Raw genomic sequence first — 14,188 nt, forward strand, 5'->3', positions numbered from 1 at the left:
TCGGGTCCTTCCTGGGAAGGTAGTCCCGCAACCACTGCGGTGCCCAGCAGCAGTTTCGGCGCGCATGACGAGCAGGGGCCGTGCTCGGGACCGGACATGGTCCGGTGGGACACGACGGGCGACGCGGCCGCGCGCGGCTACGGGCGGAGCCACCGTTCCAGGTAGGTCCGGAGCCCGGTCAGGTCCGTGCCGCCTGCCCGGTAGCCGAGGTGACCGTCGGGTCGGATCAGATATGCGGCGCTGGCGCCGTGGGCGAGGCCGAGCTGTCGCAGCGCGGAGGCGGCGGGAGCCGGCGCCGCTTCGGCGCGGTCGGCTTCGGAGAGCCGGTGCACGTCGAGCCGGCCGGAGTACCCCTGACCCAACGCGGCGACCTCGCTCGGCGACCAGTCGGCGGGCGGCCCACACAGCAGCAGGTGCCACCCGGGCGTCGCGGTGAGCCGGTGCAGGGTGCCGCCATCCGGTAGCGGGGCGTCGGGCAGCCGGTCACCGGCTCGGGGGCCGCTGCGCGGCCGGCGTGGCCCTTCCGTCGACAGCGGGCTGTTCCGGTAGCCGATGCCCAACTCGGACACCGTCCGGAAGGCGGCCGCCCGCACGAACCGAGGTGCGAGCAGGACGGGGACGAGGGCGGGGGCGATCCGGGTACGGGCGAACCGGACGACCGGGTTGGTGGAGGTGGCGACGGTGAACGCCCGGTCGGTGAAGCGCAGCACCAGCCGGCCCACGGGTGCCCGTTCCGTCTCGTAGGTGTCCAGCAGGCCGGAGCCGGCCCCGCCCTGTAGTGCCTGGGCGAGTTTCCAGCCGAGGTTGACCGCGTCCTGGATGCCGGTGTTCATGCCCTGCGCACCGGCCGGGCTGTGGATGTGCGCGGCATCGCCGGCCAGGAACACCGGCCCGGCCCGGTAACGGGTGGCGGCGCGGTGGTGCAGCCGGAAGTTGGTCGTCCACACGGGATCGCGCAGCCGCACCGTCGCGTCGGTGTAGCTGTCGGCGAGGGCCTGTACCTCGTCCAGGGTGACCGCGGTGTCCGGCGCGGGCGCCTCGCCGGGTGGGCGCATGGCCAGCAGCCGCCACGTGGTGGGGTGGCCGAGCGGGAAGAGGAACAGCATGCCCCGCCCGGACAGGAAGACGTGCGCCGCCCCGGCGTCGACGCCGTCCGCCTCGAGGTCGGCCAGGACGAACGTCTGCGGGTACGCGCCGCCGGCGAACCCGATCCCGGCGAGGTGACGCACCGCGCTGTGCGCGCCGTCGCAGCCCACCACGTACCGGGCCGACACCCGTTCTTCCCGGCCGTCACCGTGCCGCAGTGTCCCCACCGCGCCGTCGGCCGTGTGGTCCAGCCCGACCAGCTCGACACCGCGGTCGACGCCGACCCCCGCCGCTGCGAGGTGCTCGCCCAGGATGCGTTCGGTCTCCGCCTGGGACAGGAACAGCAGATACGGGTACGCGGTGTCCTGCAGGCCCAGGTCGAACAACGACACGGCCCGCTCCCGCCCGCGGGCGTGCAGGCACAGCCGCACCGCGCGGTTGCCGCGGGCCACCATCTCGTCGGTCACCCCGAGACCGGTAAGAACCTCCAGGGTACGGGGCTGAATCGCCAAGGCCCGGGACTCGTGGACCCGGTCGACCGCCCGGTCCACCACCCGGACCCGCACACCGAAGGCGGCCAACTGCCCCGCCATGGACAGCCCGGTCGGCCCCGCCCCGACCACCAGAACCTCGAGCGCGCTCATCTGACGGCGACAGGTCGGTGTCGGAGGATCGCGGACCGTGCCATCCACGGCCGCGCTGGAGTCCCGAACCCGATCGAATGCGTGATGCCGATCATCCAGGTCCCCCTGGCTCGATCCGACTGGTCACCTCGTGAGCTGACGACAGCCCGGTCCGGTCACCGGTTGAGGGAACGACAGACGGCGACTATCGCCGGTCGGTCTCGTCGGCCGTGCCGCGGCCGCCGTCTCCCGACCCGAACGGGCTGCGCATGCGGGTCATCGTGGCTGCGCTCACGTCCACGGCCGGTTCGCGGTCACGGTCGGCCTCCCTGTCCTCCTTCGAACCGAAGGGATTCAGGGCGGGCGGCGTCAAATCTGGCAAAACGCACTCCAAGAAGTTCAGGGCAGCGCAGAAAAATTCCCTGGCGACTGCACGTCGAGGCGGGAGGCGGGGTGGTTGGGGCGGGCCCATCGGCCATCGCATACCCGCTTCCACAGACTACCGCTCTCCCGCCGCGGTGTGGGCGGTGAGGTGTGACCGGGGCGCTGCACCCTCGCGCCGGGGGCGGCAGGCAGCAACGACGTGGAGGTGCGCGTCCGGCTGCTCCCGGCCGGCTCAGGCCCACTCGCCGACGAAGAGCGGGTCGACCGGGCGCTCCCGGCGCCCGATCCGCAGATCCCCGAAGATCGTGCTTCGCTCCGCCCGCTCCACCTCCGCGTCCAGGTCGATGCGCAACTCCTCGGAGGCGTCGTGCGCCGCGCCGATGAGCACGATCTCGGTGCCGGGATGGTCGAGGAAGCCGGGCGGGTCCAGCGGGGCGAAGCGGCGGCCGTGGAACTCCTTCTCCAGCGCGGCCGGCAGCTTCCCCTTCCGGGAACCCCGCAGCCCGATCCCTGGCGGACTGGGTGCCTGCGGGTTCTTCACCGTGACGATGTAGCTCGCCTCCGGCTCGATGCTCAGATCGTGCTGTGCCGGGCCGGGACGCAATGGGAGTTCCAACTCGTAGGCGAGGTGGGTGTGGTCGTCGTGCCGGGCGATCACGTACGCGCCCTCGGCCACGGGCCGGGCCGGCGGCTGTTCCCGTTCCCCGCTCGTCCTAGTCCGGTAGTGGCGCGCCCGCAAGGTCTCGTGCAGTTGCTCCGGCCGGTCCACCACCTCGTCGACGAACGCCCAGAAACGATCGTGTTCATCGATGTCGGGTAGACGCTTGCGGCCCACCACCAGGAGCCGCAGGTGCCGCCCGTGCCACGGGTGCATCACCACCAACAGGCGCTGCACCTCGTCGAGGGACTCCACGTGCTGCTCCTCCACCCGTGGGCGGTAGAGAAAGTAGATGTCCCCGTCCTCAAGCAGCTCGGCCATCCGCGCCGCGTACCCGAAACGGGCGCCGGTCAACGCCATCGTCCGGTGGGCGGGGTCGCGTCGAGGGCCCGGCCTGCGCCGGGCCCTCCTCTGCGCACCGGATCACTGCTGCCAGCGGTGGGCGACATCCAGCACGATCCGGCTGTGCGTGCCCGGGCCCGCCAGCACGAACACCCGGAACGGCAGCCTGGCCCGCACACCGACCGCGAAGGTGGTGTAGCCCTCGAAGCTGCCCCCGAAGACCACGTCGCGCAACGTCGAAGAGCGCAGCACGTTCGCGGCGTGCTCGCCGACCCGGTACGGGACGGTGGCGCGGTGGTCGTCGTCGTACGCCGGCGCCTGCAGCGACACCCGCAGCAGCTCGCCCCCGGCCGTGTACGGCGACAGCGCCAGCCCCTCGCCCTCGGTCCAGGTCTCGCCGTAGGCGACCGTGTAGCCGCTCACCGGCCCGGCGAACTCGAACACCACCCGGTCGAAGCAGTCGTGCCGACCGGTACGCACCTGGATCAACGGGGCGCCGCTGAGCGTGCCGGCCGCCTTCTCCGCGCTGCCCCAGGTGATCCCGCAGTACGGCGATCCCGTCGCCGCTGCCGTGGTGGTCGCCGCCGTGCCGGTGCCCGCCCCGGCGACCAGGCCGGCGAGCACGACGACCAGGGCCATGAGTCCACTTCTGATCCGCATTGTCTTCTCCCGTGATCTCGTTCCAGTGGCATTCCGGCGTCGTCGCCGGTGTGGTGGGGCCATGGTGGAACGGCTGCACGGCAGCAGTTTCGCTATCTGGTAACCGCCGCGTAACAGGGGTCAGCGGACTTGGGCGCCGGCTCCGTCGGTCGACGTGAGCGCGCCGGCGCGCGCTGCGGTCAGCAGGCCAGGCTCGCGGGCGCCACGGCGCTCATGCTGGTCGCGCCGGCCGGGGCGGCGCCTCGATCATCGCCCCGGCGGCCGTTCGGCACCCTGCACCCACCGGTCGGCTTCGCCTCGGTCATCTTCAGCGGCAAGGCACCTGAAAGGCTGGGACGAGGACGGCATCACCCGGCCCGGCGGGAACTTCGATACACCGCGGGCCGACATCGGTGGCCGTCTGCGCTCTCTACGGTCGGAAAGTCGCTCGTTCATGGGGAAATCGACTCCGGTGGCGGCACGGCCGGCCCCCGGGCGCTCTCTGTTGGCAACGCTCATCCGCCACGCCGCAGGCGCCGTGCAGACACGTCACCACGACGGGCGAGTCGCCACCCAGTCGTCGTGCGGAGAAAGACGGTCGGCCCACCAGCGGATGACGCAGTGGGCCGACCGTCGCCTGGGGCGCGCGGGCGTAAATGCGATAGACAGGCACAATTGTCCCGCCACGTCATTACGCCCGCCCGGCGGTGGTTCCGTCAGGTTTAGTGGCCGGTCGGCGGGATCGACGAAGATTTGTCGGCCTGCTTGGCCTTTTTCGACGCCCGCTTCTCCTTCAAAGTCTTGCCCTGCTTCTTCAGATTGCTCTTCTGGTGGGACTTGTCCGCCATGACTACCCTTTCCACAACGCCAGGATGGTGGTTCGGCCGCAGGTCGGCGGCGACTTCGATGTCCGCGTCGAGCGCGTTCTGCCCGCGGAACATGTGGACAACAGGCGATGCCTGGTCGGTTGGCCACCCCGAGCCGAGAAATTATGGTCGGACGACCATGTCCATAGCCTAGCCCCTTACAGAACGCGGGCCGCGCGGGCTTGTGGGCCCCCATACTGCGATTTTCTCGACGGCTCGTTCGTCATCGCGGCCGGCGGGCCGCGGGCGGCACCCCGGCGGGTCGCCACCGGCACGGCTGCCTGCGCCCGCATGTCGACCTCAACGGCCCTGCCTGCCGGAACCCCACTGGTCGAATTCGTCCCGAACGGCGGCGGCACCAGCCGGCACCACCCGACTCGCGGTGGTGGAGACGGCGTCCTGCAGCTCGTCCGCCAGCCAGGCCGAGCCGCCTCCGGCCGCCCGCAGCTGCTCCAGGCCCGCCCGTCCGAGCACAACGGCGGCAACGAGGTAGCCCCCGGTGAGCCCCGCGGTAGCCAGCCGGCGGGGCAGAAAGGTCTCCAGCACGCGCAGCACGGTCGTCGAGGCAGCCCCGGCTCCCAGGACGAGACACCCCCCGGCGGTGGCGAGCAGCGCCAGGCCGATTCCCGTCGGACGGGCCACCCTCATCAGCTGGGTGCGTACCTCCCGGACCTCCTCACGCACCACCTCGGCCACGTCCGCAGCCAAGCGCTCCGTCGGACCGACCGCCCGTCCGGATCCTCCGGACCGTTCCGCCGCCGCGTCACTCATGGGCCCCCCTCGTCCGCTGCGGGCGGCCGCTTACCCACAAGTCTCACCGCCATACCTGTCCGCTGGTGTTCCGGGCAGGACCACGGACGAAGCGGCCCGCGTCCGACGCGGCGCCCAATGCCAGCGCAGCCGTGCCGGGTCGGGCTATCGGGGGCTCACGACGGTCAGCAGGACGACCGAGTCCTCGACCGCGGCCAGGGCGTGCCGCTGGGGCGGGAGCGCGACATGGTCACCGTCCCTGCCCTCCCATGCGTCGGTCGACGTGGTGAGGCGGACGTGGCCACGCAGCACCAGCAGCGTCGCCTCGCCCGGGCTGGCGTGTTCGGCCAACTCACGCCCACCGAGCAGGGCGAGGACAGTCTGGCGGAGTGCCTGGTCGTGGCCGCCGTGGATGGTGTGGGCCGAGCGGCCGCTCCGCGCCTCTCGAGCCAGGGCCAGCTGTTCCTCCGCCAGTTTGGGGAGGGAGGTGAGCTTCATCGGTGAGGTCCTTCGTCTCGGTGCAAGAGCCAGCAGGAAGCCCCCGCCAGCGAGCAGGGCGATCACGTTGATCGCCTCCAGGACACCGTAGGCGTCCTGAGCAGCGCGAGCGGGGCGCATCCTCGGCCGTCAACACCGCGCGGGATGTCAGCGGTCGCGTGGGGCTACCAGGCCGGATTCGTAGGCGAGGACCACGAGTTGGGCGCGGTCACGGGCATGGAGCTTGGCCATGGCCCGGTTGATGTGGGTCTTCGCGGTCAGTCGGCTGATCACCATGCGGTCCGCGACCTCGTCGTTGGACAGGCCCTGCGCGACCAGGGCGACGGCCTCGCGTTCGCGGCTGGTCAGCCCTTCCAGGGCCGCGTCGGCACCCAGGTGAAGTGGCTCGGTGACGTACCGGTCGATCAACTTGCGGGTGATCGACGGAGCGAGCAGGGCGTCGCCGCGCGCGGCGACCCGTACGGCGTGCAGGAAGTCTTCTGGCTCGATGTCCTTGACGAGGAACCCGGCGGCGCCGGCGCGCAGCGCATTGAAGACGTATTCGTCCAGGCCGTAGTTGGTCAATATGACGACGTGCACCCGGGCCAGGGTCGGGTCTGCGGCGATGCGCCGGGTCGCCTCGATGCCGTCCATGACCGGCATCTGGATGTCGATGAGCGCGACGTCAGGCAGATGTTCCCGGGCGAGCGCCAGACCCTCCTTCCCGTCGGCGGCCTCGGCCACCACCTGGATATCGTCTTCGACGTCGAGGAGCGCGCGGAATCCACTGCGAAGGAGCGGCTGGTCGTCGACCAGCAGGACGCGGATCATGACGTTCGATCCACGGGGAGTTCAGCACGGACGGTGAAGCCGCCCTCGTTGCGTGGTTCCGCACGCAGCCGACCGCCGAGGGCGGTGACCCGTTCGCGCATTCCGAGCAGTCCGACGCCGGGCGTCGCGGCGGTGTCCGGCATGGCCGTGCCGTCGTCATCGACTCGGATGGCGAGGGCGTCGGGACGGTAGTCGATCAGGACCGACGCCGTAGCGGCGGAGGCGTGACGGGCGATGTTGGTGAGCGACTCCTGAACGATCCGGTAGGCGGTCCGGTCCACCGCGGCCGGCACGTCGTGGCGTTGTCCTTCGATCGTCAACGTCGCGTCCAGGCCGGTCAACCGGGCCCGTTCCACCAGTTCCGGGACATGGGCGAGCCCATGCGGCGGGCTCTTACCGTCGTCACGCAGCGCCTCCAGGGTCGCTCGCAGTTCCCGGGTCGCCTCACGACCGGCCTCCTCGATCGCCAGGAGGGCTTCCGGCACCCGTTCTCCACGCTTGCGGGCCAGGTGGACGGCGACTCCAGCCTGCACCTTGATGACCGAGATCTGGTGGGTGAGCGAGTCGTGCAACTCCCGCGCGATGTGCAGCCGCTCCTCGTTGGCGCGGCGCAGCGCGGTCTCCTCCCGGGTGCGCTCGGCTTCGTCCGCGCGCCGCTCGGCCTGCCGCAGGGCTTCACCAGCGGCACCGGCAGCGACCAGCCAGGCCAGTTCGAGCGCGCCCCGGGCCCGTGCGAGCGCCTCGCTCACGGACATGTCCTGTGGCGGGGCGAGGGCCGCGAGCGGGAGAGCGGCCAGCATCATCACCGCCGCCACGACCGTGACGATGCGGTGGCCCGCCCGCACGGCGGCGTAGACCGCGAACAGGAACGCGACGGCAGGCACGTCCAAACCGACCGCCTGGTAACCCACCGCGCACAGCCCGGTGACGGCCAGGACGGGGATCGGAGCCCGACGACCGGCGGCGAGCGCCAGGCCACCGGCCACCAACAGCGCATAGCCGAGCAGGTCGAGATTCGTGGCGGCGTGCTCTTCGGACAGCCCGGCGACCAGCAGCGTCGCTGCCACGGCAACGGCGATCGCCCAGTCTCTGACACCGGCCGGAACGCCGGACCGTCCTGCGTACACCCGCGCACCTTAGCCGGATCTCGCCACGGACGACTCCTCCTGGCAGACGAGCGGCCGCCTACCGCACACGCAGTACCTGTCCGATGCCTGCGGCGTCTGCAGCAGCCGGATGCGGCACCTGCGGCAGCGCGAATTGTCTCCGTCTGCAGGACGACCGGCGGCGCGCCCGGCGACATGATCAGGCGACATCGATTTCGGAAACGAGACGCACCAAAGAGGAGAGGGACATGAGCTCGTCAGGAACCCTGAAATCAGTCCGACTGGTGCTTGCCGCCGCCGGAGCCGCCCTGCTCGGGGGGTTCGGGCTTGCCGCACCGGCGGCCGCGCACGTCTCGGCCCAGCCAACCGCCGCCAGTGTCTACACCATGAGCGCCGGGCGGATCGGGGCAAGCGTGGCCGCCCTGCTGGGGCTGACCGGCGTGATCATCAGCGGGCTGGTTCTGGCCCGTCCCACCCGCCGTATCGGTACCGGCAACAGGCGACTCCGAGCCACCATGGCCATGGCGGCGGGGCTGATCGGCATGGCGCTCGGCGGGCTGGTCGTGGCCACCTCCGACGGCGGCATCGGCACCGGCAACGGGCGAGGCGGCGCCTACGTGGCCCTGGTGGTGGGGCTGATCGCCATGGTCCTCGGTGGGCTGGCTCTCGCCCGCTCCCGCCGCGCCGGCTGACCGGCTGCCCCGGCCATGCGGCCAAAAATCTTTGTCGGGTTCCTACAAATGGCGCCGCCCAGGGTTCGGCGGTTACGACATGGCGCCGGCAGTCGACAGGCGGAAGGGTGATCACTGCCGGAGGCCAGGGTCTCACGGCGCGTACGTCGTGGGTCTACCGGAGGGGTTGGTCAGGTGTTCAGCCGTGTCGCCATCGTCAATCGTGGTGAGGCCGCGATGCGGCTCATCCACGCGGTCCGGGAGCTCGCCGCGGAGACCGGGACCCGGATCGAGACCGTCGCCCTGTACACCGACGTCGACCGCACCGCCACGTTCGTGCGTGAGGCCGACATCGCCTACGACCTCGGTCCCGCCTCTTCGCGCCCGTACCTGGACCTGAAGGCGCTCGAGCGCGCGTTGGTGGAGACCGGGGCCGACGCCGCGTGGGTCGGCTGGGGCTTCGTCGCGGAGGACCCGGCGTTCGCGGAGCTGTGCGAGAAGGTCGGCGTCACGTTCGTCGGGCCGAGCGCGAAGGCCATGCGCAAGCTCGGTGACAAGATCGGCGCGAAGCTGATCGCCGAGGAGGTCGGCGTGCCGGTCGCGCCGTGGAGCCGTGGCGCGGTCGAGTCCCTGGACGCCGCCCTCGCGGCGGCGACGGAGATCGGCTACCCGCTGATGCTGAAGGCGACCGCGGGCGGCGGCGGGCGCGGCATCCGCATGGTCACGAGCGGGGACGAGCTCGCCGACGCCTACGAGCGCACCAGCCAGGAGGCGGCGAGGGCGTTCGGCAGCGGCGTCGTGTTCCTGGAGCGCCTGGTCACCGGTGCCCGGCACGTCGAGGTCCAGGTGATCGCCGACGGCCAGGGCACCGCGTGGGCGCTCGGTGTCCGCGACTGTTCGGTGCAGCGGCGCAACCAGAAGGTCATCGAGGAGTCGGCGTCGCCGGTGCTCAGCCCGTCGCAGGCCGCCGAGCTCAAAGCATCGGCCGAACGGCTGGCCATCGCCGTCGACTACCGGGGTGCGGCGACCGTCGAGTTCCTCTACCACCCCGGCGACCGGACGTTCGCGTTCCTCGAGGTCAACACCCGCCTGCAGGTCGAGCACCCGATCACCGAGTCCACGACCGGGTTCGACCTGGTCAAGGCGCAGCTGCACGTCGCCGCGGGCGGGCGGCTGGAAGGCGAGCCGCCGATGGAGCGCGGGCACGCCATCGAGGCCCGGCTGAACGCCGAGGACCCCGACCGCGACTTCGCGCCCTCCCCGGGTCGCATCGCGCGGCTGGACCTGCCCGCCGGGCCGGGCATCCGGGTGGACACCGGCGTGAGCGAGGGTGACACCATCCCCGCCGACTTCGACTCGATGATCGCAAAGATCATCGCCTACGGTCGCGACCGTGACGAGGCGCTCGGCCGGCTGCGCCGGGCGATGGCGAACACCACGGTGATCATCGAGGGCGGTGCGACGAACAAGAGCTTCGTGCTCGACCTGCTCGAACAGCCCGAGGTGATCGACGGCAGCGCCGACACCGGCTGGATCGACCGCGTCCGCGCCGCGGGCAGGCTCGTCGCGCAGCGGCACTCCGCCGTCGCGCTGGCGGCCGCCGCCATCGAGGCGTACGAGGAGGAGGAACGCGTCGAGCGGCAGCGGCTGCTGTCGACGGCGTTCGGTGGGCGCCCGCAGGTGCAGCACAAGAGCGGCCGACCGCTGGACCTCAAGCTGCGTGGTGTCAGCTACCGCATGCGGGTGGCGCGGATCGGCGCGCACCGGTTCCGCGTCGGCATCGAAGCGGGCGGGGACGTCCGCACCGCCGACGTCGAGCTGGACCGCTTCGACCGGCACACCGGGCAGATCGTCGTCAACGGCGTCCGGTACCGCCTGCTCACCGGTACGCACGCGGCGATCCACCTGGTCGAGGTGGACGGCGTGACGCACCGGGTCGGCCGCGACGAGGGCGGTGTCGTCCGCTCACCCATGCCCGCGCTGGTCGTCGCCACGCCACTGGAGGTCGGCGCCGAGGTCGAAGCGGGCGCGCCGGTGCTGGTGCTGGAGGCCATGAAGATGGAGACGGTGCTGCGGGCGCCGTTCAGGGCGCGGCTGAGGGAATGCGCCGTCTCCGTCGGCAGCCAGGTGGAGGCCGGCGCACCGTTGCTGCGGCTGGAGCCGCTGGCGGAGGAGGCCGCGGACGCCGCGGACGCCCCGGCCGCCGGGTCCGTCGAGCTGGACCTGCCCGCCGCGCCCGGGGAGATCCCGGCGCGGCAGCGCGCCACCCGCGGGCAGGAGGACCTGCGCGGCCTGCTGCTCGGCTTCGACGTCGACCCGCACGACGGCCGCCGGGTGCTCGACGACTACCTCGTCGCGCGTCAGGCGGCGACCGAGGACGGCCACCGGCCGCTGGCCGAGGAACTCGACCTCGTCAACGTGTTCGCCGACCTCGCCGAGCTGAGCCGCAACCGGCCCACCGGCGAGGACGGCGGCGACGCCCACATGTACAGCGCCCGCGAGTACTTCCACACCTACCTGCAGAGCCTCGACGTCGAGCGGGCCGGACTGCCGATGTCGTTCCAGGCCAGGCTCACCAAGGCACTCGGGCACTACGGTGTCACCGACCTCGAGCGCTGCCCGGAGCTCGAAGCCGGGGTGTTCCGGATCTTCCTCGCCCAGCAGCGCGCGTCCGCCGATGCCACGGTCGTCGCGACGCTGCTGCGCTCGTGGCTGCGGGAGCCACCACCGGACGAGACGCTGCGCGAGCCGGCGGGCCTCGCGCTGGAGCGGCTGGTGGCGGCGACGCAGGTCCGCTTCCCCGTGGTCGCCGACCTCGCCCGCGGCGTGGTGTTCGCCTGGTTCGCCCAGCCGCTGCTGCGCCGCAACCGCGCCCGCGTCTACGCCGAGGTCCGCCGGCACCTGCGCCACCTGGACGCGTACCCGGAGGCGCCGGACCGCGCCGAGCGCGTCGCGGAGATGGTGCGCAGCACCGAGCCGCTGGTGCGGCTGCTCGGCCAGCGACTCGTCCGCGACCACCTCGACAACACGGTCATGCTGGAGGTGCTGACCCGGCGGTACTACGGCAACAAGGGGTTCACCAACGTCGGCATCCGTGAGGTCCCGGGCTGCACTCTCGTGGTCGCCGAGCGCACCGACTCGAGCGTGGTCTCCGCCGCGGTGAGCTTCGACGCGCTGAACGGCGCCCTGCGCGGGCTCGCCGAGCTGGCCGGCGGCGAGGAGGCCATCGACGCCGACATCTACCTCGCCTGGGAGAACCAGCCGGAGGACTTCGACGCGATGGCAGCCGCGCTGCTCGAGGTCCTCAACGCGCACCCGCTGCCACATCAGGTCCGCAGAGTCACCACCACCGTCGCCGGTCGCCGTGGAGCGGTGATGCACCACCACTTCACGTTCCGCCCGTCCGGCGCGGGGATGACCGAGGAACGGCTGATCCGCGGCCTGCACCCGTACATCGCCCAGCGGATGCAGCTGGAGCGGCTGCGCAACTTCGACCTGACCCGGCTGCCGTCGTCGGACGAGGAGGTCTACCTCTTCCAGGGCGTGGCGCGGGAGAACCCGTCCGACGAGCGCCTCGTCGCGTTCGCGCAGGTGCGCGACCTGACCGAGCTGCGCGACCACGACGGCCGGCTGGTCGCGCTGCCGACGACCGAGGACACCGTCGCCGCGTGCCTCGACTCGATCCGCCGCGCGCAGTCCCGGCGACCGTCGAAGACCCGCTTCAACACCAACCGGATCGTGATCTACGTGTGGCCACCGAGCGATCTCACCCGCGAGGAGATGGAGATGCTCGCCGCGCGCGTACGCCCGACGACGGCGGGCGCCGGGCTGGAGGAGATCCTGTTCATCGCGCGGCAGCGCGACCCCCAGACCGGCGAGCTGACCAAGATCGCCGTACGGATCTCCTTCGACGCCACCGGCGGCGCGGAGCTGAGCATCGGGGAGCCGCCGGTCGAGCCGGTCGAGCCGGTCGACGCCTACCGGCTGAAGGTGCTGCGCGCGAGCAGCCGCAACACGGTGTATCCGTACGAGCTGACCGGCATGCTCGGCGACTTCGTCGAGCACGACCTCGACGACGACCACGCCCTGGTGCCGGTGGACCGGCCCAAGGGGCACAACACCGCGGCGATCGTCGCCGGCGTCGTCACCACGCCGACGCGGCGGCACCCGCAGGGCGTCACCCGGGTCGTGCTGCTCGGCGACCCCACCAAGTCGCTGGGCGCCCTGTCGGAGCCGGAGTGCCGCCGCGTGATCGCCGCACTGGACCTGGCCCAGCAGATGCGGGTGCCACTGGAGTGGTACGCGCTGTCCGCCGGCGCCCGGATCTCCATGACGTCGGGCACCGAGAACATGGACTGGGTGGCCGCGGCGCTCAAGCGGATCGTCGAGTTCACCCAGGACGGCGGTGAGATCAACATCGTGGTCGCGGGCATCAACGTCGGCGCGCAGCCGTACTGGAACGCCGAGGCGACGATGCTCATGCACACCAAGGGCGTGCTGGTGATGACACCGGACTCGGCGATGGTGCTTACCGGCAAGCAGTCGCTCGACTTCTCCGGTGGCGTGTCCGCCGAGGACAACTTCGGCATCGGCGGCTACGACCGGGTGATGGGCCCGAACGGGCAGGCGCAGTACTGGGCGCCGAACCTCCCCGCCGCGCGGGACGTACTGATGTCGCACTACGACCACACGTACGTCGCACCCGGCGAGGACCTGCCGCGGCGGACGACCACCACCGACCCCACCGACCGCGACATCGCCGACTTCCCGCATGCCGTAGCCGGCAGCGACTTCACCACCGTCGGCGAGATCTTCTCCGCCGCGGCCAACCCGGACCGCAAGAAGCCGTTCGACATCCGAACCGTGATGCGGGCGCTGTCCGACCAGGACCACCCGGTGCTGGAACGCTGGGCGGGCATGGCCGACGCGGAGACCGCGGTGGTGCAGGACGCGCACCTGGGCGGCATGCCGGTGTGCCTGCTGGGCATCGAGTCACGGTCGGTGCCGCGGCGTGGCTTCCCGCCCACCGACGGCCCGGACACCTACACCGCGGGCACGCTCTTCCCGCGGTCGTCGAAGAAGGCCGCGCGGGCGATCAACGCGGCCAGCGGCAACCGGCCGTTGGTGGTGCTGGCGAACCTGTCGGGCTTCGACGGCTCGCCCGAGTCGATGCGAAAGCTGCAACTGGAGTACGGCGCCGAGATCGGCCGCGCGATCGTGAACTTCCGGGGGCCCATCGTGTTCTGCGTGATCTCGCGGTACCACGGCGGCGCGTTCGTGGTGTTCTCGAAGGCGTTGAACCCCAACATGACCGTGCTGGCGTTGGAAGGCTCCTTCGCCTCGGTGCTCGGCGGCGCTCCCGCCGCCGCGGTGGTGTTCTCCGGCGACGTCGACGCCCGCACCGCGGCCGACCCCCGGGTGCGGGACCTGGAGGCCCGCGCCGCGGCCGCTTCCGGCGCCGACCGTGCCGCGTTGACCGCCGAACTCGACGAGCTCCGCTCGTCGGTCCGCGCGGAGAAGCTCGGCGAGGTGGCCACGGAGTTCGACCGGGTGCACAACATCCAGCGCGCCGTCGAGGTCGGCTCCGTCGACGCCGTCATCCGCGCGGCCGAACTCCGTCCGCGCATCATCGAGGCCATCGAGGCACATCTGCGGTGACCGACCGGGAGCGATCACGGTGAAGCCGGCCGCGACGAAGATCGGCTCTGGGCGTACGCCGAGCAGGTCCTCGCGGGTCTTTTGAGCACGCCCGAGA

The 14,188-nt window shown here is 71.7% G+C and carries 10 protein-coding genes; 2 read left to right on the plus strand and 8 right to left on the minus strand.

Features of this window, described 5'->3' with window-relative positions; translation table 11 throughout:
• Nucleotides 1-137 precede the first annotated feature (137 nt).
• From V6U81_RS02075 to V6U81_RS02110, 8 genes are all read right to left on the minus strand, one after another.
• On the minus strand, nucleotides 138-1,730 hold the full coding sequence (locus V6U81_RS02075; RefSeq protein WP_334483516.1) for an FAD-dependent monooxygenase: 1,593 nt from the start codon (nucleotides 1,728-1,730) through the stop codon (nucleotides 138-140).
• Nucleotides 1,731-2,325: 595 nt separating this feature from the next.
• Nucleotides 2,326-3,072, minus strand: a complete 747-nt coding sequence (locus V6U81_RS02080) for a hypothetical protein (RefSeq protein ID WP_334483518.1) — start codon at nucleotides 3,070-3,072, stop codon at nucleotides 2,326-2,328.
• A gap of 102 nt (nucleotides 3,073-3,174) precedes the next feature.
• Complete coding sequence (locus V6U81_RS02085; RefSeq protein ID WP_420883952.1) at nucleotides 3,175-3,753, minus strand: AMIN-like domain-containing (lipo)protein; 579 nt, start codon at nucleotides 3,751-3,753, stop codon at nucleotides 3,175-3,177.
• Between the two features lie 701 nt (nucleotides 3,754-4,454).
• Nucleotides 4,455-4,673: a hypothetical protein gene (locus tag V6U81_RS02090; protein ID WP_334483522.1), complete on the minus strand. Its 219-nt coding sequence runs from the start codon at nucleotides 4,671-4,673 to the stop codon at nucleotides 4,455-4,457.
• A gap of 225 nt (nucleotides 4,674-4,898) precedes the next feature.
• Nucleotides 4,899-5,306 carry a phage holin family protein gene (locus V6U81_RS02095; RefSeq protein ID WP_334483525.1) on the minus strand — a complete coding sequence of 136 codons (408 nt, stop codon included), beginning with the start codon at nucleotides 5,304-5,306 and terminating at the stop codon, nucleotides 4,899-4,901.
• Between the two features lie 207 nt (nucleotides 5,307-5,513).
• A complete protein-coding gene (locus V6U81_RS02100) occupies nucleotides 5,514-5,846 on the minus strand; it encodes a cupin domain-containing protein (protein WP_334483528.1) in 333 nt (110 codons plus the stop codon).
• A gap of 147 nt (nucleotides 5,847-5,993) precedes the next feature.
• Nucleotides 5,994-6,656, minus strand: coding sequence for a response regulator (locus tag V6U81_RS02105; RefSeq protein ID WP_334483531.1), 663 nt, complete (start codon nucleotides 6,654-6,656; stop codon nucleotides 5,994-5,996).
• Complete coding sequence (locus V6U81_RS02110; RefSeq protein WP_334483535.1) at nucleotides 6,653-7,783, minus strand: sensor histidine kinase; 1,131 nt, start codon at nucleotides 7,781-7,783, stop codon at nucleotides 6,653-6,655. The genes V6U81_RS02105 and V6U81_RS02110 overlap by 4 nt, the downstream gene beginning before the upstream one ends.
• 227 nt (nucleotides 7,784-8,010) lie before the next feature.
• Here V6U81_RS02110 and V6U81_RS02115 point away from each other — a divergent pair, with 227 nt between their 5' ends.
• Nucleotides 8,011-8,454, plus strand: coding sequence for a DUF6223 family protein (locus V6U81_RS02115; protein ID WP_334483538.1), 444 nt, complete (start codon nucleotides 8,011-8,013; stop codon nucleotides 8,452-8,454).
• A gap of 174 nt (nucleotides 8,455-8,628) precedes the next feature.
• Nucleotides 8,629-14,091, plus strand: a complete 5,463-nt coding sequence (locus V6U81_RS02120; protein WP_334483541.1) for an ATP-binding protein — start codon at nucleotides 8,629-8,631, stop codon at nucleotides 14,089-14,091.
• The last annotated feature ends 97 nt before the right edge of the window (nucleotides 14,092-14,188 follow it).

This window comes from Micromonospora lacuserhaii (assembly GCF_036902735.1).
GTDB lineage: Bacteria > Actinomycetota > Actinomycetes > Mycobacteriales > Micromonosporaceae > Micromonospora.

Bases quoted from the DNA above. Each gene is read 5' to 3' on its own strand.
- V6U81_RS02075 (WP_334483516.1), bottom strand. From the start codon at position 1,730: ATGAGCGCGCTCGAGGTTCTGGTGGTCGGGGCGGGGCCGACCGGGCTG.
- V6U81_RS02080 (WP_334483518.1), bottom strand. From the start codon at position 3,072: ATGGCCGAGCTGCTTGAGGACGGGGACATCTACTTTCTCTACCGCCCA.
- V6U81_RS02085 (WP_420883952.1), bottom strand. From the start codon at position 3,753: ATGCGGATCAGAAGTGGACTCATGGCCCTGGTCGTCGTGCTCGCCGGC.
- V6U81_RS02090 (WP_334483522.1), bottom strand. From the start codon at position 4,673: ATGTTCCGCGGGCAGAACGCGCTCGACGCGGACATCGAAGTCGCCGCC.
- V6U81_RS02100 (WP_334483528.1), bottom strand. From the start codon at position 5,846: ATGAAGCTCACCTCCCTCCCCAAACTGGCGGAGGAACAGCTGGCCCTG.
- V6U81_RS02105 (WP_334483531.1), bottom strand. From the start codon at position 6,656: ATGATCCGCGTCCTGCTGGTCGACGACCAGCCGCTCCTTCGCAGTGGA.
- V6U81_RS02115 (WP_334483538.1), top strand. From the start codon at position 8,011: ATGAGCTCGTCAGGAACCCTGAAATCAGTCCGACTGGTGCTTGCCGCC.